22 protein-coding genes and 1 tRNA gene are annotated in these 23,916 nt (G+C 72.7%); 8 read left to right on the top strand and 15 right to left on the bottom strand.

Annotated elements, in window-relative coordinates; translation table 11 throughout:
• Positions 1 to 53 precede the first annotated feature (53 nt).
• Positions 54 to 4,205: an ATP-dependent RNA helicase HrpA gene (hrpA, locus tag ACFQ46_RS00305; protein WP_380256078.1), complete on the bottom strand. Its 4,152-nt coding sequence runs from the start codon at positions 4,203 to 4,205 to the stop codon at positions 54 to 56.
• 223 nt (positions 4,206 to 4,428) lie between these two features.
• Here hrpA and ACFQ46_RS00300 point away from each other — a divergent pair, with 223 nt between their 5' ends.
• The 5 genes from ACFQ46_RS00300 to ACFQ46_RS00280 all read left to right on the top strand — a co-directional run bounded on the left by ACFQ46_RS00300 (position 4,429) and on the right by ACFQ46_RS00280 (position 8,002).
• The gene (locus ACFQ46_RS00300; RefSeq protein WP_380256076.1) at positions 4,429 to 4,920 is read left to right on the top strand and encodes a hypothetical protein; all 492 of its coding nucleotides are present in this window, start codon (positions 4,429 to 4,431) and stop codon (positions 4,918 to 4,920) included.
• A 129-nt stretch (positions 4,921 to 5,049) separates the two neighbouring features.
• Positions 5,050 to 5,895, top strand: a complete 846-nt coding sequence (locus ACFQ46_RS00295; RefSeq protein ID WP_380256074.1) for a DUF4397 domain-containing protein — start codon at positions 5,050 to 5,052, stop codon at positions 5,893 to 5,895.
• Positions 5,876 to 6,562, top strand: coding sequence for a class F sortase (locus ACFQ46_RS00290; RefSeq protein ID WP_380256072.1), 687 nt, complete (start codon positions 5,876 to 5,878; stop codon positions 6,560 to 6,562). The genes ACFQ46_RS00295 and ACFQ46_RS00290 overlap by 20 nt, the downstream gene beginning before the upstream one ends.
• Before the next feature lie 50 nt (positions 6,563 to 6,612).
• Positions 6,613 to 7,215: an RNA polymerase sigma factor gene (locus ACFQ46_RS00285; protein ID WP_380256070.1), complete on the top strand. Its 603-nt coding sequence runs from the start codon at positions 6,613 to 6,615 to the stop codon at positions 7,213 to 7,215.
• Positions 7,202 to 8,002, top strand: a complete 801-nt coding sequence (locus tag ACFQ46_RS00280) for an anti-sigma factor (protein ID WP_380256068.1) — start codon at positions 7,202 to 7,204, stop codon at positions 8,000 to 8,002. The genes ACFQ46_RS00285 and ACFQ46_RS00280 overlap by 14 nt, the downstream gene beginning before the upstream one ends.
• Here the strand turns inward: ACFQ46_RS00280 and ACFQ46_RS00275 are convergent.
• The 5 genes from ACFQ46_RS00275 to ACFQ46_RS00255 are packed head-to-tail and all read right to left on the bottom strand — an operon-like array spanning position 7,992 to position 12,433.
• Positions 7,992 to 8,627 carry a cysteine hydrolase family protein gene (locus tag ACFQ46_RS00275; protein WP_380256066.1) on the bottom strand — a complete coding sequence of 212 codons (636 nt, stop codon included), beginning with the start codon at positions 8,625 to 8,627 and terminating at the stop codon, positions 7,992 to 7,994. The two genes, ACFQ46_RS00280 and ACFQ46_RS00275, sit on opposite strands and share 11 nt — an antisense overlap.
• A complete protein-coding gene (locus ACFQ46_RS00270; RefSeq protein ID WP_380256778.1) occupies positions 8,624 to 9,619 on the bottom strand; it encodes an LLM class flavin-dependent oxidoreductase in 996 nt (331 codons plus the stop codon). Before ACFQ46_RS00270 ends, ACFQ46_RS00275 begins: the two co-directional genes overlap by 4 nt.
• A 59-nt stretch (positions 9,620 to 9,678) precedes the next feature.
• Positions 9,679 to 10,776: an ABC transporter substrate-binding protein gene (locus ACFQ46_RS00265; RefSeq protein WP_380256064.1), complete on the bottom strand. Its 1,098-nt coding sequence runs from the start codon at positions 10,774 to 10,776 to the stop codon at positions 9,679 to 9,681.
• Positions 10,777 to 10,796: 20 nt separating this feature from the next.
• On the bottom strand, positions 10,797 to 11,558 hold the full coding sequence (locus ACFQ46_RS00260) for an ABC transporter permease (protein ID WP_380256062.1): 762 nt from the start codon (positions 11,556 to 11,558) through the stop codon (positions 10,797 to 10,799).
• Positions 11,555 to 12,433: an ABC transporter ATP-binding protein gene (locus ACFQ46_RS00255; protein WP_328295798.1), complete on the bottom strand. Its 879-nt coding sequence runs from the start codon at positions 12,431 to 12,433 to the stop codon at positions 11,555 to 11,557. The genes ACFQ46_RS00260 and ACFQ46_RS00255 overlap by 4 nt, the downstream gene beginning before the upstream one ends.
• Positions 12,434 to 12,560: 127 nt before the next feature.
• On the opposite strand from ACFQ46_RS00255, the gene ACFQ46_RS00250 reads away from it, so the two are divergent.
• The 3 genes from ACFQ46_RS00250 (at position 12,561) to ACFQ46_RS00240 (ending at position 14,749) form a co-directional block, all read left to right on the top strand.
• Complete coding sequence (locus ACFQ46_RS00250; protein WP_380256060.1) at positions 12,561 to 13,712, top strand: glycerol dehydrogenase; 1,152 nt, start codon at positions 12,561 to 12,563, stop codon at positions 13,710 to 13,712.
• A 73-nt stretch (positions 13,713 to 13,785) separates the two neighbouring features.
• Positions 13,786 to 14,121 carry a YnfA family protein gene (locus ACFQ46_RS00245; RefSeq protein ID WP_380256058.1) on the top strand — a complete coding sequence of 112 codons (336 nt, stop codon included), beginning with the start codon at positions 13,786 to 13,788 and terminating at the stop codon, positions 14,119 to 14,121.
• Between the two features lie 52 nt (positions 14,122 to 14,173).
• The gene (locus ACFQ46_RS00240) at positions 14,174 to 14,749 is read left to right on the top strand and encodes a TetR/AcrR family transcriptional regulator (RefSeq protein WP_380256056.1); all 576 of its coding nucleotides are present in this window, start codon (positions 14,174 to 14,176) and stop codon (positions 14,747 to 14,749) included.
• A gap of 12 nt (positions 14,750 to 14,761) precedes the next feature.
• On the opposite strand, the gene ACFQ46_RS00235 is transcribed toward ACFQ46_RS00240, so the two are convergent.
• The 9 genes from ACFQ46_RS00235 to aroH form a co-directional block, all read right to left on the bottom strand.
• Positions 14,762 to 16,282 (bottom strand): APC family permease, encoded by a 1,521-nt coding sequence (locus ACFQ46_RS00235; protein ID WP_380256054.1) that lies wholly within the window; start codon positions 16,280 to 16,282, stop codon positions 14,762 to 14,764.
• A gap of 393 nt (positions 16,283 to 16,675) precedes the next feature.
• Entirely contained in the window at positions 16,676 to 17,362 is a 687-nt protein-coding gene (locus ACFQ46_RS00230; RefSeq protein WP_380256052.1) for a hypothetical protein, read from the bottom strand.
• A gap of 260 nt (positions 17,363 to 17,622) precedes the next feature.
• A complete protein-coding gene (locus ACFQ46_RS00225; RefSeq protein ID WP_380256050.1) occupies positions 17,623 to 18,291 on the bottom strand; it encodes a hypothetical protein in 669 nt (222 codons plus the stop codon).
• 869 nt (positions 18,292 to 19,160) lie between these two features.
• Positions 19,161 to 19,237 (bottom strand) — tRNA-Pro (locus ACFQ46_RS00220).
• Positions 19,238 to 19,295: 58 nt separating this feature from the next.
• Complete coding sequence (gene der / locus ACFQ46_RS00215) at positions 19,296 to 20,783, bottom strand: ribosome biogenesis GTPase Der (protein ID WP_328295781.1); 1,488 nt, start codon at positions 20,781 to 20,783, stop codon at positions 19,296 to 19,298.
• The gene (locus ACFQ46_RS00210; RefSeq protein ID WP_380256048.1) at positions 20,780 to 21,535 is read right to left on the bottom strand and encodes a lysophospholipid acyltransferase family protein; all 756 of its coding nucleotides are present in this window, start codon (positions 21,533 to 21,535) and stop codon (positions 20,780 to 20,782) included. Before ACFQ46_RS00210 ends, der begins: the two co-directional genes overlap by 4 nt.
• Positions 21,532 to 22,266: a (d)CMP kinase gene (gene cmk, locus ACFQ46_RS00205; protein WP_380256046.1), complete on the bottom strand. Its 735-nt coding sequence runs from the start codon at positions 22,264 to 22,266 to the stop codon at positions 21,532 to 21,534. Before cmk ends, ACFQ46_RS00210 begins: the two co-directional genes overlap by 4 nt.
• 136 nt (positions 22,267 to 22,402) lie before the next feature.
• On the bottom strand, positions 22,403 to 23,515 hold the full coding sequence (locus ACFQ46_RS00200; RefSeq protein WP_380256044.1) for a prephenate dehydrogenase: 1,113 nt from the start codon (positions 23,513 to 23,515) through the stop codon (positions 22,403 to 22,405).
• Positions 23,516 to 23,534: 19 nt separating this feature from the next.
• Positions 23,535 to 23,897 carry a chorismate mutase gene (gene aroH, locus ACFQ46_RS00195; protein WP_380256042.1) on the bottom strand — a complete coding sequence of 121 codons (363 nt, stop codon included), beginning with the start codon at positions 23,895 to 23,897 and terminating at the stop codon, positions 23,535 to 23,537.
• Positions 23,898 to 23,916 lie beyond the last annotated feature (19 nt).

Here is a 23,916-nt window from a genome sequence, read left to right as displayed (position 1 = left end):
AACTTTCCACCCTTCCTGGGCCCGGGTAGGGTGGAAGGTCCCCCAGAAGTCGGTCAGGGGAGGTCGGCGAGGGCCTTCAGCACCCGCTCGTCGCTGACCGGGTGGGCCGTCGGGACACCCGGGGCGAACTTCTGCAGGCGCAGTTCCTCCAGCGTCCAGCGGATCCGCGCCAGGTCCGGCGGCACCGGGGACCCTGCGCGTCGCACCCGCTTCAGGTACTCCTCGCGGACCCGGGCGAACTCCGCCATCCGCACCCGGTCGCGCTGGGGGTTCTCCGGCATCGTCGCCAGCCGGCGGTCGATCCCCTGCAGGTAGCGCAGCAGGTCCGGCAACCGGTCGACGCCCGTGTCGGTGACGAAACCCGCGTGGACGAGTCCGCTGAACTGCTCCCGGACGTCGGCCAGCGAAGGCACGAGGACGAGGCTGCTGGTGCGGGAGATGTTCTTCTCCACCGCGGCCGCGGTGCGCAGGACGCGCAGGGTGCGCTCCACGGCGCTCACGGTCAGGTCCACGAAGCGCTCCGCCACCCGGGCCCGCAGCTCCTCGAAACCGGCTGCGGTGCGGACCGATCCGCCGTCCGCCTCGTCGAGCAGCTGCGCCGCGGCGGCCTGGGCGCAGTCGGCCACGACCGCGTTCGCGTCGGCGTGCGGAGCGCGGGCCAGCAGGAGCTTCGCGTCGTTGCCGAGGGAGTTCTGCACGGTGCGCACCGGGGAGGGCAGGGCGAGCGTCAGCAACCGCAGGACCCCCTCACGGTGGGCGACGGCGGCCTGCACGGAGTTCGGGAACGTCCGCAGCCCGACGGACTCCCCCTCGTCGACGAGCGCCGGGAACGAGGTCACGTCGCTGCCGCGCACGACGCTGGTGTGGGTCAGCGGGACCTCGTCGGGCAGGTCCGCCCACGACGTCGCCCCGGTGCGCTGGACGTCGTCCGCGGCGGCCGTGAGGGTCTCCACGACCTCGGTCTCCAACGAGGCGCGCAGGCGGGCGAAGTCCTTGCCCACCGCCATGGTCGACCCGTCCCCCGCCAGCACGCGGAACGTCGGGCGCAGGTACCCGGGCACCTTGGTCCAGTCCACGTCCTCGGCGTAGATCTCGGTGCCGTCACCCAACCGCGGCATCTCGGCCTCGAAGGCGGGCCAGAACCGGTCGACGTGCGGGCGGACGTTCTCCAGGAAGCGGGCCGCCTTGTCGGGAGCCGGGGCGAGGTTCTTGCGCAGTTCCTTGGGCAGCGCCCGGATCATCGCCGTGATCAGGTCGTGCCGGAAACCCGGGACCTGCCACAGCAGGTCCCGGTCGTCGAAGCGGTTGACGACCTCGACGGGGACGTCGACGGTCAACCCGTCGGCGGCCGAACCGGGGTCGAAGACGTAGTCGAGGGCGAGCTCGAGGTCGCCCTGGCGCCACACGCGCGGGAACTGCTCCTCGCTGACGGTGTCCTCCACCCGCACCAGCATCGCCGGGTCGAAGGTCAGCAGGTCGGGGTCCGCCCGACGAGCCTCCTTCCACCACGCGTCGAAGTGCCGGCCGGACACGACGTCGGCCGGGATCCGCGCGTCGTAGAACTCGAACAGCACATCGTCGTCGACGACGATGTCGCGCCGCCGCGCGCGGTGCTCCAGCTCCTCGGCCTCGTCGAGCAGTTCCCGGTTGCGCCGGAAGAACTCGTGGCGGGTCTCGAAGTCGCCCTCCACCAGGGCGGCGCGGATGAAGAGGTCACGCGAGAGTTCCGCGTCGATCCCGCCGTAGGCGACCTTGCGGCCCACCACGATGGGGACGCCGTAGAGCGTGACGCGTTCGGTCGCGACGACGGCCGCCCGGCTGCGCGACCACCGCGGTTCGGAGTAGACGCGGCGCACCACGTGCTCCGCCAGCGGTTCGATCCAGCGCGGGTCGATAGAGGCGACGACGCGGGCCCAGAGCCGCGACGTCTCGACGAGTTCCCCCGCGACGACCCAGTCCGGGCTGCGCCGGCCCAGCGAGGAACCGGGCGAGACCGCGAACTTCGCCCCGCGGGCACCGTTGTACTCGACCTGCTGGCGCGCGGGCCGGGAGTCGCGACGGCCCTTGCCGGCGCTCGAGGTGTCCTCGCGCACGTCCTTGGAGCCGATGTTGCCCAGCAAGCCGGCCAGCAGCGAGCGGTGCACCGCGTCGGCGTCGTAGCCGGGGTCGGGGAACAGCTGATCCCCGTCGAGTTCCGCGGGTTCCCGCGTCTCGACGGAGAACTTCAGGTCCCGCGCCACGCGGCGCAGCTGGGAGTAGGTGTCCTGCCACTCCCGGATGCGCAGGAAGTGCAGCATCTCGGCCTTCACCCGGCGGCGGAACGCCGAGGACGACAGGTCGCGCTGCAGGTGCTGCAGGTAGGACCACAGGTTCAGGTACGTGAGGAAGTCGGACTGCTCGTGACGGAACCGGGCGTGCAGCTGAGCGGCCTGTTCGCGCTTCTCCAGGGGGCGTTCCCTCGGGTCCTGCACCGAGAGCGCCGCCACCACCACGAGGACGTCCTGCAGGCAGCCGTTGCGCTGGGCCTCCAGGACCATCCGGCCCAGCCGCGGGTCGATGGGCAGCTTGGCCAGGTCCCGGCCCGTGCGGGTCAGCCGCGGCCCGCGGTCACCCGCCCGCGCGGTCTCCAGCGCGCCGAGCTCGGACAGCAGGGCGAGGCCGTCGGTGATGGCCCGCGGTTCCGGGGGCTCGACGAAGGGGAACGCCCCGATGTCCCCCAGACCGAGGGACGTCATCTGCAGGATGACGGCCGCCAGGTTGGTCCGCAGGATCTCGGGGTCGGTGAACTCCGGACGCGACTCGAAGTCGTTCTGGGAGTAGAGCCGGATGCAGATGCCGTCCGCGACACGACCGCAACGGCCGGCGCGCTGGTTGGCCGAGGCCTGCGAGATCCGCTCGATCGGCAACCGCTGCACCTTGGTGCGGTGGCTGTAGCGGGAGATGCGCGCCGTCCCGGCGTCCACCACGTAGCGGATGCCGGGGACCGTGAGCGAGGTCTCGGCGACGTTGGTGGCCAGCACGATCCGGCGGTTGCCGTGGGGCCGGAACACCCGGTGCTGCTCCTCGGCCGAGAGCCGGGCGAAGAGCGGCAGGATCTCGGTCCCGCGGAACTCCCGTTCCTGGACCAGGTCGGACAGGGCGTCCGCGGTGTCGCGGATCTCCCGTTCGCCGGGCAGGAACACGAGGACGTCACCGGGCCCTTCGGCCGCCAGTTCACGGACGGCGTCGAGGATCCCCTCGGTCTGGTCGCGGTCGTCGCCCACGACCTCGTCGCGTTCGTCGAGGGAGTCCCCCTCGTCGTCCTCACCCGAGCCGCCGGCGAGTTCGTCCGCCAGTTCGCTCGCCAGCAGCGGCCGGTAGCGCACCTCGACGGGGTAGGTCCGCCCGGACACCTCGAGGATCGGGGCGCCGCCGAAGTGCTGGGAGAACCGTTCCGGGTCGATGGTCGCGGAGGTGATGACGAGCTTCAGCTCGGGCCGGCGCGGCAGCAGCCGGGCCAGGTAGCCGAGCAGGAAGTCGATGGTGAGGCTGCGTTCGTGGGCCTCGTCGATGATGAGCGTGTCGTACTGCAGCAGTTCGGGATCGCGCTGGATCTCGGCGAGCAGGATGCCGTCGGTCATCACCTTGACGAGGCTGTCCTCGCCGACGGTGTCGGTGAAGCGGACGGCGTAGCCCACGCTGGCGCCCAGCTCGGTGCCGAGTTCCTCCGCCACGCGTTCGGCGACGGCCCGGGCCGCGATGCGTCGCGGTTGGGTGTGCCCGATGCGTCCGCGCACACCACGGCCGATCTCGAGGCAGATCTTCGGCAGCTGGGTCGTCTTGCCCGATCCGGTCTCCCCCGCCACGACGATGACCTGGTGCTCGCGCAGCGCGTCCGCGATGCGGTCCTTCTCCTGGCTGACGGGCAGCTGCTCCGGGTAGTGCAGCGCGGGAACGCTCGCCACCCGGGCCGCCACCCGGCGTTCAGCTGTCTCGGTCTGCTCCTCGAGGCCCGGGAGCTCCTGCTCGAGGTCCGCGGGGCGCCGGACGAGACCGGCGAGTCGACGACGGAGGCGGTCCTCGTCGCGCAGCGAGACCGCACGCAGCCGCTCGGCCAGCGCCGAGGCGCGGGGGTCGTCGGGCAGCGCCCCCGGCGCCGAGCCGGGACGGGAACGGACGGGGTTGCGGGACGCGGGACGTGAACGCCGCTGGGAGGACCGGGACATGACCCCCCGAGTCTAGGTGGCCCACCCGGACCGCACCCGATCGGAGCAACCGTCACCCTCCGTCGAACATCCGGCGGATCGATCGGGCGGTTCCGCTGGTGCGCGACTCCCGGATCGCGCCACGCTGCTCGCGACCGTCACGGGGAGCCCTCGGCACCGGCCCGGCCTCGGTGGGGGCCGCGACCGGCGCCGACGCCACCGAGCGCCCGACCCGACCGCCCACGTGGCCCTGCGGGCGGGACAGGTCGAGAGCCACCTCGTCGTCTCCGGCACCGACCTCTCGGTCCAGCGCGCTCGGTCCAGCGCGCTCGGTCCCTCGAGCGACCACAGCTACGTCGAGTCCACGATGGAGGGCGAGCTCACGCTGGGCTGCTTCAGCGACGGCGCCGTGGTCGCCGGCACCACGGTCCACGCCGGGTGGGTCCGCACGGGCTCCCTGGACGGCGCGCCCTGGAACCACAGCGGCCACCACGTCGACGCCGTCGCGGAACCGGTGCCGGCCACGGTCTCGGCACCCGTCGTCCTGGAGAACGTCCTGCGCGACCGGTCGGGCGACCTGGCCGACCTCGACTGCGCCGCCGGCAGCACACCGGGGTTCTACCGCTACCAGATCACCTACCTGTCCTCCGCACGGCACGCGTTCGTCGGCACGGTGACCGGGACCGACCGGTCCTGGCCGAACAGCCCGTACTACTTCGCCGCACCGCTGGTCTGACCCGGGAGCGGGGGAACTCCGGGAACCTCCGAGAAACTTCGGGAGAACTGCATCCGTTCTCCTCCCCGGGCCGGAAGAGGGGGTGACGGGCCGCACCGAGCGGCCCGCCGCCCTCCTGGAGGAGAAACGATGCGCACTGCACGCAGCACCGCCGCCCTCGTCGCCGCCCCGCTCATCGCGCTGTCCGTCCCGGTGGCCGCGCTGGCCACCGCGGGCACGGCGTCGGCGGCCGCGACGAGCGACACCGCGACCGTCTCGATCCTGCACGCGGTTCCCGGCCTCACCGTCGACGTGTACGCCAACGGCAAGGAACTCGTCCCCGGTTTCACCCCCGGAACCCTGACCGACCCGCAGCAGTTGCCTTCCGGCAGCTACGACCTCGCGGTCTACCCCGCCGGCGCCGACCCGGCCGCGACGCAGCCCGCGATCTCGGCGAAGGGCGTCCAGGTCCCCGCCGGGGCGAACGTCACCGTGGTCGCCCACCTCGACGCCGCCGGAACTCCCGCGCTGACGCCGTTCGTCAACGCACCCACGGACCTCGCGGCCGGGGAGTCAGAACTGACCGTCCGCCACGTCGCGGCGGCCCCCGCGGTCGACGTCCGGGCCGGCGGGACACCGGTGCTCACCGGCCTCACCAACCCGAACGAGGCCAGCGTCACCGTGCCCGCGGGAACGGTGAGCGCGGACGTCGTCCTGGCGGGAACCGACCAGGTCGCGATCGGCCCGGCGGACCTGACCCTGCCCGAAGGGACCCAGACCATCGTCTACGCCTGGGGTTCCGCCGCGGACGCCAACCTGGCTCTCGCGACCCAGCAGGTGACCGGCGGGGCCGGCACGCCGTCCGGGGTCCCCTCCGGTTCCGGTGGTCTCGCCGAGAACGGGTGGTCCGGCTGGGTGGTCGGCGCCGGTGCGCTGGCGCTGGTCGGTGCGGGTGCGGCGACCGTCGTCTCGCGGCGTGCGCACGCCACGCGCTGACGCACGGCTCGCCCGGGGCGCCGCGCTCGTCGCGGTCGTCCTGGCCGTCGCGGGGGTCTTCCTCGTCGCGGGGTGGTGGTCCTCACGTCCGACCGCGGGGTTCGGTGCACCGTTGCCGGCCGTCCCCGCGGCGAGCCCCGTCCCGGTCCCGACGCCGGTCACGAGCCCGGTGACGACCGGGCAGGCCGCGGTGGGCCGCCGGGACGCCGCCCCCTCGGCTCCGGCCCCGACGCCCGTCCCGGTGCGCCTGGAGATCCCCGACCTCGGGGTGGACGCCCCCGTGGTCCCCGTCGGGGTCGACGCCGACGGGGCGCTGGCCGTCCCCGAGGACCCGCAGCAGGTCGGCTGGTACCGCTGGGGGTCCGTCCCCGGTGGGGCCGGGGCGACCGTGCTGGCCGGGCACGTCGACACCCACGCGGACGGGCCGGGGGCCCTCATCGACCTGGCGTCGCTGGAGGCCGGGACGACGGTCCGCGTCACCAGCTCCGACGGCGGGGTCGCGGAGTTCCGGGTCGCCTCACGCCACTCCTACCTCAAGGCGGACCTGCCCGCGGAGGAGGTGTTCACCCGGACCGGCGACCCCCGCCTGGAGCTGATCACCTGCGGGGGCGACTTCGACCGCGCCACCCGGTCCTACGCCGAGAACGTCGTCGTGACCGCCCTCTGAACCGGACCGGTGGGCTGGCGCAGCCCGTCGGGGCCCCTACGGTGGTGCCCGTGAGCCCCCGGCCGAGCCCGTCGCCGGCGGCGGACTGGACCGACCCCGCGTCGTGGGACGACGCCGCGGTCGGCCGGGCCGTCGCTGCGGGAGACGAACGCGGGCTGCGCGAGGCGTTCGAACGGTGGGCCCCGCTCGTCAACGGGCTCGCCCGGCGACGTCTCGACGAGGCCGACGCGCAGGACGTCGTGCAGAACGTGTTCGTGTCGGCGTGGCGGTCCCGGGAACGCTTCGACCCCTCCGCGGCCTCGTTCCCGGCCTGGCTCGTGGGCATCGCCCGGCACCGCATCGCCGACGCCCTGACCACCCGCTACCGCCCCGAGGTCGTGACCGACCCGGAACTGCTGCGCGGGGGCGACAGCACCGTCGTGCTGGACGCCGCACCGCAGGACGTGGCGACCGACCGCCTCGTCCTGCTCGCGGAGGTCGACGGCCTCGGGGAACCACAACGCACCGTCGTCCGCCTCGCCTTCTTCGAGGACCTCACCCAGGTCCAGATCGCCGAACGCACGGGCCTGCCCGTGGGTACCGTGAAGAGCCACCTCCGGCGGTCCCTGCGCCGGTTGCGATCGCGCCTGGAGGACGACAGTGCCGATCGATGAGACGTCCCCGACGGCGGCGGAACACCTTCCCGAGGACGTCGTCGTGCTGCTCGCCCTGGGTGAGGAGGTCGCACCGGAGGTGCACGCCCACCTCGAGGCCTGTGTCACCTGTCGCACCGAGGTCGCCGAGATCAGCCGCGTGGTCGACTCGGCCCGGTCGCAGGAGTCGGTGACCCCCGTCCCGGTCCCGGCCGGGACCTGGGAGAACGTCGCCCACGAGCTCGGCATCGACCCCGCCGGCTCCGGTACCCCCGCGGCGAGCGCACCGGTCGTCGTCCCGCTGCGCCGGGCGGGTGCTCCGCGTCCGCTCCGCCGGACACGGTGGGTACCGGTGGCCGCGGCCGCCCTCATCGGCCTGGGCGTCGGTGCGCTGGGGACGAGGGCGCTCTCCGGCCCGGCGGAACCCACGACCGCGGCGCCCCCGCAGGCCGTCGTGTCCACCGCCGCGCTGGAACCGCTGGCCGGGTCCGGCAGCGGCAGCGGCAGCGCCGACGTCACCGAGGCCGGCGGGAGCCGACGCCTGGAACTGCGGATCTCCGGGGTGGCGGCGGTGCCCGACGGTTTCCTCGAGGCGTGGCTGCTCGACGCCGACGGGGGCCTGGTGCCGTTGGGCTTCCTCAGCCCGGACCCGGGCGCCGGGGCGGGCATGGCCATGTCGGTGACGCTGCCCGCCGACCTGGACCTCGGCCGCTTCGACGTCGTCGACGTCTCCCGGGAACCCCTCGACGGGAACCCCGGTCACTCCTCCGACAGCGTCCTGCGGGGGACGTTGACCGTCAGGGCGTGAGCAGCAGGTCCTCGATCTCGGCGAGGTCCACGACCACCGCGCTGTGCTCGGCCAGCACCCGCAGGGCCGCGTCGTGGGTGGCCCGGTCGTGGGAGGCGGTGGCGTCGGCCACCACGAGGGTCCGGAAACCCCGGGTGAAGGCGGACCCGGCCGTCTCCAGGACGCAGCAGTCGCTGGTGAGTCCGGTCACCGCGACCCACCCGGTCCCCCGCCCGTGCAACGTCTCCGCCAACCCCGTCCCGGCGAAACCGTCGTAGGTCCGCTTGTCGAGGACGAGTTCCCCGTCGAGGGGTTCCACGCCGTACCACTCGATGCCGTCGGTGCCCTCGACGCAGGGTTCCCCCTCGGTCGGCCACGGGTCGTCCGGGGCCTGACCGCGGAACCAGTTCGACGCCGGCCACGGGTCGTCCGGCGGGACCCGCAGCCGCAGCCAGACGACGGCGGTCCCCCCGGCCCGGGCCAGGCCGATCGCGGCCCGGACCCCCTGCACCGCGGCGGCGACGTCGGCGCGGGCGGTCTCGGACAGGTGGGCCAGGAACTCCGGATCGGCGAAGGAGCGCTGCACGTCGACGACCAGCAGCGCCCCGGGGAGGTCGCACAGGAGTTCCAGCCGCGGGTCGCTCACGCTCCTGCCCGCAACGCGGGCAGCACCTGCTCGCCGAACGCGGCCAGGTCCGGCAGGTAGTCGGGGAAGATGAGCATCATGCCGTCGAGGCCGGTCTCCTCCACCACCTCCTGGATCTGGCGCACGACGGAGTCCGGACCACCCACGACGACGGCGGTCTGGAACGCCTCGTGCGCCTCGTCCCCGGCCGTCATGGACATCGCGCGTTCCAGCGGCAGGCCCCAGGACAGCTTCATGTTCGTGATGGCCTCGGCGTCGTACCCGCGCCCGTACTCGCGGAACCGCGCCTGCGCGGCCGCGTCGGTCTCGGCCAGCACGACGGTGAGCATGGCGTAGGTCTTGATCGAGCGACCCCGCAGCGCGGCCATCGCCTTGACGTCGCGACTGGCCGCGCGCAGCCCCGGCAGGTCCTCGGCGGTGAGGAAGGACCCGTCGCAGTGGGCCGCCTGGAACCGCATCCCGGCCGCCGAACGACCGGCCGCGATGAGCGTCGGCCGTTGCGCGGGGTGGGGGCGGGACTGGCAGTCGTCGAGGGTGAAGAACTCCCCGCGGGCGGTGACGGAGTCCTCCGTCCACAACCGTTCGACGAGGTCGATCCACTCCTCGGTGTAGCGGTAGCGGTCGTCGTGGCTGAAGTCCGCGCGCCACTGCCCCATCTGGGAGAACTCGTGTTCGTAGGCGCCGACGACGACGTTCATGCCGCAGCGCCCGCCGGAGACCTGGTCGAGGGTGGCGAACATCTTCGCCACCAGCGCGGGGTGGAACAGGTTCGTGTGGACGGTCGCCCAGACCTTCACCCGGTGCGTGGCCTCGGCCAGCGCCGACATCATCGTCATCGACTCCAGGGTCTGGCCCCAGTGGTCGGTCCGGCCGCCGTAACCGCGCCACTTCGCCATCGACATCACGAAGTCGAGGCCGATGCGTTCCGCCGCCAGCGCGGCCTCGCGGTTGTGCTCGTACGTCGCCTGCGGGTGCGGCGCCGTGTCGGACATGATCCAGCCCCCGTTGCCGATGGGCAGGAAGATGCCGAACTCCGTGTCCGCCGTGGCGTTCACGGTGCGGGCCAGACGAGTTGACCGTCGGCGTAGAGCGAGGTCACGAGGTCGGGCACGACGAGGGTCGTCAGGTCCGGCACGGCGGGGATCTGTCCCATCCGGACGAGGAAGTCCCCCTCGGTCCGGACGGCGGTGTCGTCGATCTGACCGAGCACCTGGCCCTGCGGCAGCGAGTCGTCGACGAGCTTGGACTCCGTCTGCCACACCTGGACGTTGTGGTCGGTGTCGTAACCGGCCTGGGAGAGTTCCGCGGCGTCCGCGACGCACTCGCTGGCGTCGTCCTCGCAGTGGGCGTAGGCCTTGAGCTGGGCCCGCAGGAAGTCCTCGACGGCACTGCGGTGGTCCTTCAGGAACGCCGGGTTGACGATGGTCGTCGCGATGGAGCCGGGAACCCCGTAGTCCTCCGGGTTCCACAGCTTCACCTTCTCCCCCTTGGCCTCCAGGGTCAGCGGTTCGTTGGACTTGTACCCGGTCAGCGACTGGACCTGCCCGCGGACCAGCACCGTCGGGTCGTAGCCGACCTCGACCTGGGTGATCTTCGAGACGTCGACGCCCGCAGCGCGCAGCATGGCCTCGATGGTGACCGGCAACGCGCCCTTCTGCCCCAGCGTCGTGCCCTCGAGCTGCTTCAGGTCGGTGATGTCGGGCTTCGTCATGAGCGTCGCCACCGGGACGTGGCCGAACATCGCCACGGCCTGCACGCCGACGCCGTTGGCGACGTTCACCAGGACGTCGCCGTTGCCGGCGATGGAGGAGATCTGCGCCGTGCCGGCCGCGACGAGCTGGGCGTTCTGCGCGGTCTCACCGGTGCCCGGCTGGATCTCGACGTCGAGGCAGAGGGCGTCGAAGTACCCCAGCGCCTTCGCCGCGATCGGATCGAGGATGCCGGCCGAGGCCTGGTACTGGAAACCCGTGATGTAGGTGATCTTCCCCGCGGCCTCGTTCTCCTTGCACCGTTCCGCCGAGACCGCGGACCCCTTCGTCGCCGAGGGGGTGGAGACACCGTCGACGGCGCCGTCGTCGGAACTACCGCAGCCGGCGAGCAGCAGAGCGGCGATCGCGCCGACGGCGAGCGGGGTGCGGGGACGGCTCACAGGGGGTCTCCTCGGGGTTCTCAGCGGGACTGCGACTCGTGCCAGGCCAGGGCACGACGTTCGACGGTGGTGACGAGCAGCAACAACAGCGAACCCATCGCGGCGAGACAGGCGATGGCGGCGAACACCCGGTCCAGCTGCGAGTTCGAACTCGCGACGCTGATGAGCGTGCCCAACCCGGACTTCGCCCCCGCGGCGGAGAACTCCGCGACGATGGCCCCCACCAGCGAGAGCGGGAACACCACCCGCAGGGCGGAGAACAGGTACGGCAACGCGCTGGGGAAGCGCAACCGGACCAGGACGTCGAGGCGGGTGGCGTTCACCGTCCGGAAGACCTGGAGCACGTGCCGGTCGACCGAGCGCAACCCCGTGACGGTGTTCATCAGGACGGGGAAGAACGTGATGAGACCGGTCACGATGTACTTCGGCGTCATGCCGAACCCGAACGCGACGACGAGCGCCGGGGCGATCGCGACGACGGGGGTGACGCTGAGGATCACCGCCAACGGCATCGACGCCCGCCAGAGGATCCGCGACTCGGCGACCAGCACGGCGAGGACGACGGCCCCGACGGTGCCGAGCACCAGGCCGACCAGGGCCTCCTGCAACGTCGTCCCCGCGTTGCTCAGGTAGAGGTTCGGGTCCTCGCGGAACTGCTGCCCCACGCTCGACAACGTCGGCAGGACGTAGGGGTTCTCCTGCGCGACCCAGCTCCAGAGCAGCGCGACGACGACCAGCGCCAGCACCGTCGGGAGCCAGAACCGGGGGTTCAGGATCCTCACGCGACGTCCTGGGAGGGGTCGAGGGGGTTCCAGGCGGTCTCGAGGACCTGGCGGATCCGGTGCTCGTGCTCGTGCATGCCGGCGGAGTCGAGCAACCCGTGGTGTCGGGGCCGGTCCAGCCCGATCTCGACGACGCCCGCGATGCGCCCCGGCCGGGCGGCCATCACGACGACGGTGTCGGAGAGCAGGACGGCCTCCGCGATGGAGTGGGTGACGAAGACGACCGTCGTCCGCAGTTCCTGCCACACGTCGAGCAGTTGCAGCTGGGCGGCCTCGCGGGTGAACTCGTCGAGGGCCGAGAACGGTTCGTCCATCAGCAGCACGTCGGGCTGGAGGGCGAAGGCGCGGGCGATGGCCGTCCGCTGCTGCATGCCCCCCGAGAGCGCACGGGGTTTGCGGTGCAGGACGTCACCGAGGCCGAGGCGGGTGAGCAGGGCCACGGGGTCGGAGGCCAGTCCGGGCGCGCCGGGAGTGCTGGGCGTGCTGCGGCGACGGCGCGCCGTGCCCGCCCGGTTCACCTTGTCCAGGACCTGGACGTTGCCGAGGACGTCGAGCCACGGCAGCAGCGCGGGGACCTGCGGGACGAAGCCGATCATCTTGTCCGCCCCGGCCTCGGCGGCGCTGCGCCCGCAGATCCGGACCGACCCGCCGTCGGGCTGCTCGAGGCCGGCGATCATCCGCAGCAGCGTCGACTTCCCGCAGCCGGAGGGGCCGATGACGCTGACGAAGCGTCCCCGCGGCACCTGCAGGGCGACGTGGTCGAGGGCGTGGACGACACCCTCGCGGGTCGGGTACGTCTTGCAGGCGTCCTGGACCTCCACGAAGGGCGGCAGCTCTGCCGTGGCGGAGGCCTCGGACGGCTGCTCGCAGAACATGGGGTGACCCTACTCAAGAGCCGGGCCGCGCCCGACGGCGAACCCCCCGGATGGTTGAAGCTTGGAGGAGGTCTAGGCTCCTTCACGAACGAAACATCCCCGAAGGACGATCGTCGAAGGAGTCGGCATGCCCGCCGAGACCACCATCCGCACCGTCATGAGCCCCGGTCGCTACGTCCAGGGCCCGGGAGCCATCGCCAAGGTCGGCGAGTACCTCGCCGCCGTCGGCGAGAACCCGGTCCTCGTCGCCGACGACGTCGTCTGGGGCTTCGTCGGCCACGACGTCGAGGCGTCGCTGCGGGGCTCCGGGCTGCCCGTGCACCGCGACGTGTTCTCCGGCCTGGCCACGGTCGGGACCATCGACCGCCTCGTCCAGGTCGTGGCGGACACCGGGGCGGACGTCCTCGTCGGCCTGGGCGGCGGCTCCACCATCGACGCCGTGAAGTCCGCCGGCCACCTCGCCGGGATCCGCTGGGCCAGCGTGCCCACCGTCGCCTCGACCGACGCCCCCACCTCGGCGCTGGCCGTCGTCTACACCGACGAGGGCGCCTTCCTGGAGTACCGCTTCTTCCCGCGCAACCCCGACCTCGTCCTCATCGACTCCCAGGTCGTCGCCAACGCCCCCGTGAAGCTGCTCGCCGCCGGCGTGGGCGACGCGCTCGCGACGTGGCTCGAGGCCCGCGCGACCGCGAAGTCCGGGTCGGCGACGATGGCCGGCGGACTGCCCACCCAGGCCGGCACGGCGCTCGCCCGGTTGTCGTGGGACATCCTGTGGGAGAACGCCCTCCCCGCCCTCGACGCCGTGCGCGACCACCTCGTCACCCCGGCGGTGGAGAAGGTCATCGAGGCCAACACGCTGCTCTCGGGCCTCGGCTTCGAGTCCGGTGGGCTCGCCGCGGCGCACGCCATCCACAACGGCCTGACCGCCGCCCCGCAGGCGCACGGCCTCGCGCACGGGCAGAAGGTCAACATCGGGTCGCTGGCCCAGCTCGTCCTCGAGGGTGCGCCCACGTCCGAGATCCGCGACTTCGTCGAGTTCACGACCCGCGTCGGCCTGCCGAACACGCTCACCGAGATCGGACTCGGCGTCGACGACGTCGACACCCTCACCGCGGTCGCGCAGGCCGCGACGGTCCCGAGCGAGACCATCCACTCGATGCCGTTCGCGGTGCGTCCCGCCGACGTCGTCTCGGCCCTGCGTTCGATCGAGGGTTTCGCGACGCGGGTCCGCGCGCAGGCCGGCCTGCCCGCGCCGGTGAAGTACGTCGCCGGGCACTGAGAACCCCCGCAGCGCAACGGGACCGTTCACCGCAGCGGTCCCCGTCGCGCGTTCGCGGGTAGGTTCACGCCCCGTGGACGCCCTGCGCTCGATCTCCCTGTTCGTGCTCGCCGCCCTGCTCGAGATCGGCGGTGCGTGGCTGGTCTGGCAGGGGGTGCGCGAGCACCGCGGGATCGCCTGGATCGGCGCGGGGGTCATCGCCCTCGGTCTCTACGGGTTCGCTGCGACGTTGCAGCCGGACGCGCAGTTCGGACGCGTCCTCGCCGCCTACGGCGGGGTGTTCGTGGCCGGCTCGCTGCTCTGGGGCGCGCTCGTCGACGGCTACCGCCCGGACCGCTTCGACGTCGCCGGGGCCCTGGTCTGCCTCGTCGGCGTGGGCCTGATCATGTACGCCCCCCGCCCGTCGTAGCGCCTCCCGGACGCCGACACCCGTCGCGCACGTCGAACGGTAGGGTCGGGTGGTGGACGCTCGAGCTCGGCGCAGTTTCGAGCGCCTCTCGGCCGCGGTGCTCGAACTGGCTGCGGTCAAGAACCCGGAGACCCTGTCCGTCGCGGAGATCGCCCGCACCGCGGGGGTGCACCGGTCCACGTTCTACGAGCACAGCGACTCCCCTTCCGGCCTGCTCCGCGCGGTGCTGCGCGGCGAGCTGGACGAGGCCCGCGAACGCTTCCTGGGCGGGGCGCACGAGCGCGCGTGGGACGTCGCCGTCCGCGACACCACGCTCGCGGTGCTGCACCACCTCGAGAGCCACCGCGACGTCTACCTGCGCAGCCTCGCGAGCGCCGCGGACGCGTCGCTGCGCTCACTGCTCAGCGAGCACTTCCGTGCCTCCATCCGCCTCCTCGTCGAGCGCGGGGCGGTCCGCTCCCCCGTCGCCGACCCGGAACTCGTGGCCCGTTTCGTGGCCGACGGCACGGTCGGTGCGGTCTCGGTGTGGCTCGCGGGCGAAGCCCCCCGCGACCCGGAGGCGTTCCTCGACGACTTCGCCCTGCTCGTGCCGCCGTGGTGGCCGCTGAGCCCCGACCACCCCGACTGAGGCGCTCGGCCCCTACCGGCGGGACGCTTCCGGTTCCGCGACGGGCACGACCGGTTCGTCGCGGGCGCCGCCGACGACCCGACCCACGAGCGCCGCGGCGATCACGACGACGAGGGTGCCCACGGTGAACACCTCGAAGCTGCCCCGGCTGACGCCCCACTCGTCGAGGAAGTCGTAGTCGAGCCCCAGCCAGCCCTCCAGCACGCCCGGGACGATCGCCGCGACGGAGCCGAGCAGCACGAAGGCGTACATGATCGTCAGCAGGACGGTGTAGCCCCTGAGGCCGCCGGGGACCTGGTAGGGACGCGGGACGTCGTGCTTGTGCCGCAACCACATCATCGCAGGCAGGATGACGACGTAGCTGATGAGCAGCGTCGAGACCGCCTGGGTGAGCACCACCCCGAACACCGCGGCGGCCGTCCCGTGGACCAGGAGCGTGGCCGCGGCGAGGAAGACCGTCCCGACGCAGCCGGAGAGCAGGTTCATCCGGACCGGGGTGCCGAGGCGTCGGGAGAACTCGCCCAGCCTGGTGGTGAAGAAGGCGCCGTCGCCCGCGGCCACGGCCTGCATCCGGTCGGTGGCGATCATCCACGCGCTGCCCTGGGTCAGCAGCGCGTAGACGAAGGCCAGTCCCGTCACGGTGAGCAGGAACCCCGAGGCGGGCCCGAAGACCGCGTAGCTCTCCTCGATGGCCTGCATGACCCCGGAGTCGGCCGTGCGGTCGGCGGGGGTGACCAGGATGATCGCCAGCACCGGGGCGAGGTAGGCGATGAGCGTGATGCCCGCACCGCGCGCGATGGCGACGGGGGTGTCCTTCTGCGCGTCGTGCATCTCCTCGGAGGCGGCGCTCGGCGCCTCGAAGCCGACGAAGGCGAAGAGGGCCACGGGCACGATGAGCAGGAACCCGGCGGCCGTGGGGCGCGCGCTCGACCAGTCGATCCCGGCCGAGCCCACCTGCGCGACGTGGACGAGGGCCGTGACGGTCAGGCTCAGCAGGACGAAGAGCTTCGCGTAGGCGCCGGCGTTGATGAGGAGCTTGCCGCGCTTGAGGCTGACGATGGCCAGCAGGATCGCGACCCAGACGAAGGCGAGCTTCACGACGAAGTCACCGAGCGCGGTGGTCGGAGTGACGTACTCCGCCCACACCGACCCGGCGATGAAGGCCAGCGATCCCCCGAGCCAGATCGGGTTGGTGATCCAGTAGAGCATCACCGCGATCGAGGCCCAGGTCCGGCCGAAGGCCCGGCGCACCCACTGGTACGGGCCGCCCTCCTCCGGGTAGCTCGAGGAGGTCTCGGCGAAGACGAAGGCCGACGGGACGAGGAAGGCGATGCCGATGAACGCCGACCACACCAGACCCTCGGGTCCGCCGGCGGCCAGGACGGCGATGCTGTCCGCGCTGATGACGGCGGCGACGATGAAGAGGACGATGTCGCCGCGTCGCAACGTCTTCACCAGGCGGCTCTTCTGGACGCCGTGCACCGAGTCCAGCGGGTCCGACAGGTCCGGGCCGCCGCTTCGTTCGTGGGTCACTGTGCTCCGATGCTCGAGGGTGGAGCGCAGTGTGGCCCAAGCGTGTTTCCGGCAGGTTTCGGACCCACCCGTTCGCCCCGTGGCCGGCCGCTGCCCGGAGGGAGACCCCGGGAACGACGAAGCGGGCGCTCGCCCGAAGACGGGCACCCGCTCTGACCTGCGTTTCCGCTGGTCGGGCTGACAGGGTTCGAACCTGCGACCCCTCGACCCCCCGGGTGTCTGCGCGGGGTTCGTGCCCGCATCGAGACAGTGACACGACCTGCAGGGCACGGGGCTCGTCGTGGGCGGGATGGCCTGCCCCTGAGCCGCTCCGCCACCGGCCCAGGGCTCCGCGGAGAAAGCCGACGCGCACGCGGTCCCGCGTCCTTCCCGACCGCGGACGGTCGGCGCCTGTCAGGGCAGGTGGAGCGTTGACGACTGCTCCGAGGGTCCGTACTTGTCGGCGAGGAACGCACGTTGTCGCCTCAGCTCGGCGGCCACCCCGGCCAGGAGATCGTTGCGCAGGTCCCTGCTCTCCTGCTCCAACAGGCCGGCAGCGGCCAGCGCATCCTCCAGCGGTGAGGTACCGGCGCAGGCCGCAGGCTGGACCGCGAGATCAGGAGGGATCTGCGCGAAGGTGTCGACCAGGTCGACCAGTGCGACCCTGACCGTCTCCAAGCGGTGTTCAGCCAGTGCCCGACCCGGCCAGGTCCCACCGGCCGCGGGAACGGTCAATCCCGCGGCGAGCTCATCGGTGCGCAGCAGAACTTCGCGCAACTCCGGCGGGAACGAAGCGATGACGACGGGATCGAGCCGCCGAGGGTCGGCGTCGACGGGTGTCGAGGCGCTGAGAGCCGGAGCGAGCGTTCTCCCCTCGTCGGTGACGGGCTGACCGGCAGGGCGCTCGTTCCCCCAGACGGCCGTGACGGCCGGATGCTGGCGCACCAGCTCCCAGAGCGCCAGGAGACGCACTCTGACCACGGCGTTGCGAGCCAACACGATGCTGAGAACCAGAAGGGACGCAATCAGCCCGAACGCTCCCCAGGCGGCCGGGATCCCCTCGCCGTGGTGACCTGTCGTGAAGTCGTGCTCGTGTCCCATGACCGCAGGTCCTCTCTGGATTCTCTCTCCACTGGGGTCGACACCGCCGGCTGCGGGTGTTCGCAGGGTCTGCGGCATCCGCCTCCACGAGGCGTTGGGCGTCGCCGGTGAGCGATCAGCGCTGTCCGCTGGTGTGAGCTGAGTGGCTCTCCGGAACAGCGTCCGCTGAGCTCGACCCGGAACGCCGGCGAGGACCCACCGCCTCGGGAGGAGGAGAGGCGGTGGGTCCTCGCGGTTCTGGGCTGGGCCCAGCTGCTACCTCACACCGACACGGCCTTGGCCGTGGTGGTGTAGCTGGTGTTGTTCGAGGAGCTGCTCGACGTTCCGCTGCCAGTCGTTCCGCTGCCGGTCGTTCCGGTGCTGTCGGTGTCGTCGTGGCCGCCGCGGCCGGCGAAGGTGGACTCCACGGCCTGCTTCACCGTGGTGGGCAGGGCGGCGATCCGTTCGTCGACCTCGGCCTGGGTCAGGTCGCCCTCGGTGACCTCCTCGGCGAGGTGGGTCTTGGCCGCGGCCACCAAGGCGTCGACGAGGGTCTGCTCGGTGACGTCGTGATCGCTCGCGACGGTCACCAGGGTGGCGCCGTCGGCCTGCAGAGCGGTGCGCAGGTCGTCGGTGCTGAGACCGATCGTGGTGGCAGCGGTGTCCAGGTCCACGACGCGGCCACCGCCGTGCCCAGCACGACCACCGCCGCGCAGGGCGTCGGAGGAGTCCAACGTGGTGGCGACCTCGTCGGCCTGGGACTGCGTCAGGGTTCCACCGGTGACCAGTCCGGCGAGGGCGTCCTTGATCGCCTGCAGGCGGCTGTCGGTGCCGGAGCTCGCGCTGGTGCCGGAGCTGTCGGTGGTGGCGGCGGCCAGGGCCGATGGGGCACCCAGTAGCACCAACCCGAGTCCACCGGCGGCCACTGCGCCGATGGTGCCTGCCGCCACGGACCTCTTGCTGATCTTCATGGTGTTCCTCACGTCGGGGTGGCCGGGTCGGTCCCGGCCTGTCTCGATCCATGTATCGAGGTCGAGCCTGTGGTGCTCCTGTGGTCGGCCAGGGCATTCGCCAGCAGCTCGCTTCCACTGCCGGCTCCCCGCCTCGGTGTCCGTCAGCCCTGCCCCGTGGCGTTCGTCCGGCCATGGCCTCCTGTCCGTTCCCGTCTCGCCGAGGAGTTCCTGCGGTGGGAGCCGAGGAGCTGGATCGACTTCGGCGGCGCAGCAGAGTGCGGGAGTGACCGAGCGGGAGTGACCGAACGCAAGGCAAGTGGTCGAGCGAGGTCCACCTGAGACCTGCACGCGGGACGTCGACGAAGCACCTCGTCCCGCTGTCGGGCAGGAAGAGGGCGTCAAGCCTCCGACCGACGTCGAGACGCTGATCGTCGTCAAGCGCACTGCGTTCCTGTCGGGCCGGCCCTACCCACCGGGTACCGCGCCCTCGGGGCTCCCTCGACATCGCGGTGAGGACGGGCTGGTGACCCGGAACCTCGGCGCGCTGGTCACCCGGCCCTCCGTCGCGCGCAGAGGGAGGCGGGCGGGACCACCTCCGACCGCACCAGGGTGGAGGAGCTGCTCGAAACCCTCCAGGCGAGCGCCGCGAACCGTTCGTCGCCCTCCTCCTGGCGACAGGGGCAGCCCGCTCCGCCGGGCTGGAAGACGTCAGCCTGCGTACCTCGGGAACTCGACCGACGGAGGTGGCAGATCCCCTCGACCAGGCCGCCGGCTGGTGAGCCTCACGGCCCGCGTCTCGTTGCGGTCAGAACGACGAAGCGGGTGCCCGTCCGAAGACGAACACCCGCTCTGACCTGCGTTTCCGCTGGTCGGGCTGACAGGATTTGAACCTGCGACCCCTTGACCCCCAGTCAAGTGCGCTACCAAGCTGCGCCACAGCCCGATCGCTCCGAGGAGCGACCACCCGGCCCCGTTCTTTGCGGGCCGGGTAGAACCCTACCTCATCGTTTGCGCTTCTCCCGCACGCGGACGCTGACCTCGATCGGCGTGCCCTCGAAGCCGAACTCCTCGCGCAGACGACGCTCGATGAACCGGCGGTACCCGGCCTCGAGGAAGCCGCTGGCGAAGATGACGAAGCGCGGCGGCTTGGTCGAGGCCTGGGTCCCGAAGAGGATGCGCGGCTGCTTGCCGCCCCGCACCGGGTGCGGGTGGGCGGCGACGATCGAGCCGAGGAACGCGTTGAGGCGCCCGGTCGGGATGCGCATCTCCCACGAGTCCAGCGCGATGTCGATCGCCGGGACGAGGCGCTCCATGTGCCGGCCGGTGAAGGCCGACACGTTCACGCGGGGCGCCCACGGGATCTGGACGAGCTCCTTCTCGATCTCGCGTTCGAGGTAGTGCCGGCGCTCCTCGTCGGTCAGGTCCCACTTGTTGTAGGCGACGACGAGGGCACGCCCGGACTCCACCACGGTGGAGATGACGCGGATGTCCTGCTCGGCCAGCGGCTCGCTGGCGTCGACGAGGACGACCGCGACCTCGGCCTTCTCCAGCGCGGTCTGGGTGCGCAGCGAGGCGTAGAAGTCGGCGCCCTTGGTCAGGTGCACGCGACGACGGATGCCGGCGGTGTCGACGAAGCGCCAGGTCCGGCCACCGAGCTCGATGAGCTCGTCGACGGGGTCGCGGGTGGTGCCGGCCGTGGGGTGCACGACCACCCGGTCGGACCCGGCGAGCTTGTTGAGCATCGAGGACTTGCCGACGTTGGGACGCCCGAGCAGCGCGACGCGCCGCGGGCCACCCTCCAGCTGGTAGCCGCCGCCGACCGCGGAGACCGCCGGCAGCGTCTTCACCGCGGCGTCGAGGGCGTCGCCCGTGCCCCGCCCGTGCAGCGCCGAGACGGGGTGCGGCTCACCGAGGCCGAGGCCCCAGAGCTCCGTCGCGTCGGCCTCCTGGCGGGGGCCGTCGACCTTGTTGGCGATGAGGGTCACGGGACGACCGGACTTGCGCAGCAGGCGGACGACCTGCTCGTCGCTGGCCGTCGCGCCGACGGTCCCGTCGACGACGAACATCACCGCGTCGGCGAGTTCGATGGCGAGTTCCGCCTGGTCGGCGACGGCGAGGTTGAGGCCCTCGGCCTTGGCCTCCCAGCCGCCGGTGTCGACGAGGGTGAAGTCGCGCCCGGCCCAGTTCGCCGGGTAGGCGACGCGGTCGCGGGTGACGCCGGGCACGTCCTCGACGACCGCCTCGCGGCGGCCGATGATGCGGTTCACCAGCGTCGACTTCCCGACGTTGGGCCGGCCGACGACGGCCAGCACCGGCAGCGGGCCGGTGGGGGCGTCGTCACCGTCGTCGGAGCCGTCGGACTCCAGCAGGGCGACGTCCTCGGGCGAGAGGTCGTAGTCGTCGAGGCCGACGCGCAGGGCGCGTTCGACGTTCTCGTCGGGAACCTGGGTCTCGTCGGGAGTTTCGGGGTTCTCGGGGGTGGTGCTCACCGGGTGCCTCCTGGCACGTCGTCGGACGCCATCTCGCCGAGCCCCAGCTCGTCGACACCGTCCTGGTCTTCGGGTAGTTGGATGCCGGTGCGCTGCAAGGAGTCCAGCACGTGGCTGGACAGCTTGACCCGGACCTGCTCGACGGCGTCGGCCAGGGCGACACGCCCTGGTACGCCGGGGTCCTTCACCACGGTGAAGGGTTCGCCGAAGCAGAAGCTGAGCTTGCGGCGCAGCGGGGGCACCGAGCGGGGTTTCTCGCCGGCCCGGTGCGCACCGAGGCAGGCGACGGGCACGACGGGGGCGCCGGACTGCAACGCGATCCACGCGATGCCGCTGCGCACGCTCGCGGCGTCACCGCGACCGCGGGTGCCCTCGGGGAACACCCCGGCGGCGCCGCCCGCGGCGAGGACGGCGAGCACGGACTGCAGCGCGTCGCGGTCGCCGCGGGTCCGGTCGATCGGGATCTGCCCGGCCTGCAGGAGCGACCAGCCGACGAAGCGGTTGAGCGCGGAGCCCTCGAACATCTCCTTCTTCACGAGGAAGTGCGCGGCCCGCGGCGTGACGCCGTACAGCAACGGGCCATCCATGATCGAGGCGTGGTTGGCGGCGAAGAGCACCGGGCCGGTCGTCGGGACGTTCTCCGCACCGATGACCGTGGAGTTCCAGAGGCCCTTGGCGAAGAGGGTGCCCACGGCCCGGGTCCAGGGCCTCGGCGCGTCGGGGTGGGAACCGCCCACGGGAGCCTTGTTCACGGCCGCTCCCCGGAGGGCGTGGTGGCCCGCGCGACGACCTCGAGCACGGCGGCGACGGTGCCCTCGAAGTCGAGGTGGGTGGAGTCGAGCGTCACGACGCCGTCGGCGGCGGAGGTGAAGGCCGTCGTGCGGGAGTCCACGCGGTCCCGTTCGACGACGGCGTGGCGGGTCGCCGCGACAGCGGCCTCGTCGGCCGCACCGAGGTCCTGCTGCGCACGGCGGGCCAGGCGCACGCTCTCGTCCGCGGTCAGCAGGATCCGCACGTCCGCGTCCGGGGCGACGACCGTGGTGATGTCGCGACCCTCGGCCACGACCCCCGCGTTGCGTCCGGCGAGCGGGGCGACGCAGGCGGACTCGATGAGCGCGCGCTGACGCAGGACCAGGTCGTGGCGGACGTCGGGCACCGAGGCGACCGCGCTGACGTTGCCGGTGACCTCGGCGGAGCGCACGGCCTCGGTGAGGTCGGTCTCGGCCCCGTCCGCGCCGACGACGGCGACCGTGGGCGCCGCGGGGTCCGTGCCCATCGAGAGGGCGACGCTGCGCACGTGCGTGGCGACGGCGGCCGCGTCGCCCAGGTCGATCCCGTCCCGCATCGCCGCCCAGGTCACCGCGCGGTACATCGCGCCGGTGTCCAGGAACGCCACGCCGAGCGCACGGGCCGCGGCCCGGCTCACGCTGGACTTGCCGCTGCCGGAGGGGCCGTCGACGGCCACGACGAGGGAACTGCTCACCACGGACACCTCGTCGGGGACGGTTGCGGACGCGACGGGGCCACTGGCAGCGGACGAGGAGGACACCGGTCGAGGTTAGTCGACGCGGGCACCCCGCCGTGAATCGTCGCCGGCCGGCCCGGCGTCGTGGCCGGGCTCAGCGGGGAACCGTCCACCCGCGCGCCCGCAGGGCCTCGGTGAGCGGGTCGGCGGACGCGGGGAGGACGTCGATGGAGGCCAGCGCCACGGCCTGCCCCTCGGAGTGCTCCAGCCGCAGGTCCTCGAGGTTCACGCCCGCCTCGCCGACCTCCGTCAACAACCGTCCCAACGCCCCCGGACGGTCGGGGACGACCACGACGACGGTGGTGTAGGCCGTCGGCGCGCTGCCGTGCTTGCCCGGGATCCGGTCGCGCCCCGCCCCCCCGTCGGCGATCACCCGGGCCAGGCGACCGCGGGCGCCGGGAGCCGTCGGGTCGAGGGCGAGCGCCCGCAACGCGCCGACGACGTCGTCGAGGTCGCGGCGCAGGTCCTCGAGCACGTCGGCCACGGGGGCGGCGTTGCCGGCCAGGATCTGCGCCCACAGCGTCGGGTCGCTGCCGGCGATCCGGGTGACGTCGCGCAACCCCTGACCGGCGAGCCCGACGGCGGTCTCGGAGGCGTCGCGCAGGCGGGCGGCGACGAGGCTCGCGGCGACCTGCGGGGCGTGCGAGACCACGGCCACGGCCGCGTCGTGCTCGGCCGCGGCCATCGTCACGGGCACCCCGCCGCAGTCCATCGCGAGGTCGTGGACGGCTCGCACCGCGACGGGGTCGGTGACCCCGGTCGCGGCGATCACCCAGGGCCGGCCGGCGAACAGGTCCGTCCGCGCGGACACCGCACCGGAGCGTTCCCGCCCCGCCATCGGGTGGCTGCCGACGTAGCGACGCAGGTCCGCACCCGCTGCGCTGAGACTGGCCAGGGGTCCACCCTTGACGCTGGCGACGTCGGTGACGACGGCTCGCGGGAACGCCGCGAGCTCGGCCGCGACGACCTCCGCGACGACGTCGGGCGGTGCGGCCACGAGGACCAGGGCCGGGTCGTCGCCCGCTGCGGGGAAGCGACCGGCACCCAGGTCACGGGCCAGCGCGACCGCCGTCGGCGAGGGGTCGACGAGGATCACGTCCACCCCGCGCAGGGTCAGCGCGAGGGCGGCCGAGGTGCCCAGCAGGCCGGTGCCGACCACGCGCACCGTCCCCCGCGTGCGGGCCGGTGCGGCCGCGTCGAGCGTCACGTCGGGACCACCGGGCCGGTCACTGCGCGATGTCGCGCCGCAGGGCCTGCGCACCGTTGAGGTAGACGTGCTTGATCTCGCTGCGGGCCCGCGTGGTCTCGACGTGGGCCATCAGGCGGATCACCCGGGGCATGGACCCGGCGATCTCGAGCTCGCGCGCGCACATCAGCGGCACGTCACCCATCCCGAGCTCCCGCGCCGCGACGGCGGGGAACTCCGAGACCAGGTCGGCGGTGGAGGTGAAGATGACGCTGATGAAGTCGTCGAGGGTCAGGTCGTTGGCCTGGACGACCTCCTGGACGAGGTCCCTCGTCCGCGACAGCACCTCCCCGCGCTCGTCGACGTCCACCTGCACCGCACCACGAACCGCCCGAACCGACACGCGCGGCAGGGTATCCGTC

Source organism: Kineococcus sp. GCM10028916 (genome assembly GCF_042674865.1).
In the GTDB taxonomy this organism is placed as follows: domain Bacteria; phylum Actinomycetota; class Actinomycetes; order Actinomycetales; family Kineococcaceae; genus Kineococcus.
Note: the sequence above shows the minus strand (reverse complement) of the source record. Positions and strands in the feature narration are given on the sequence as shown.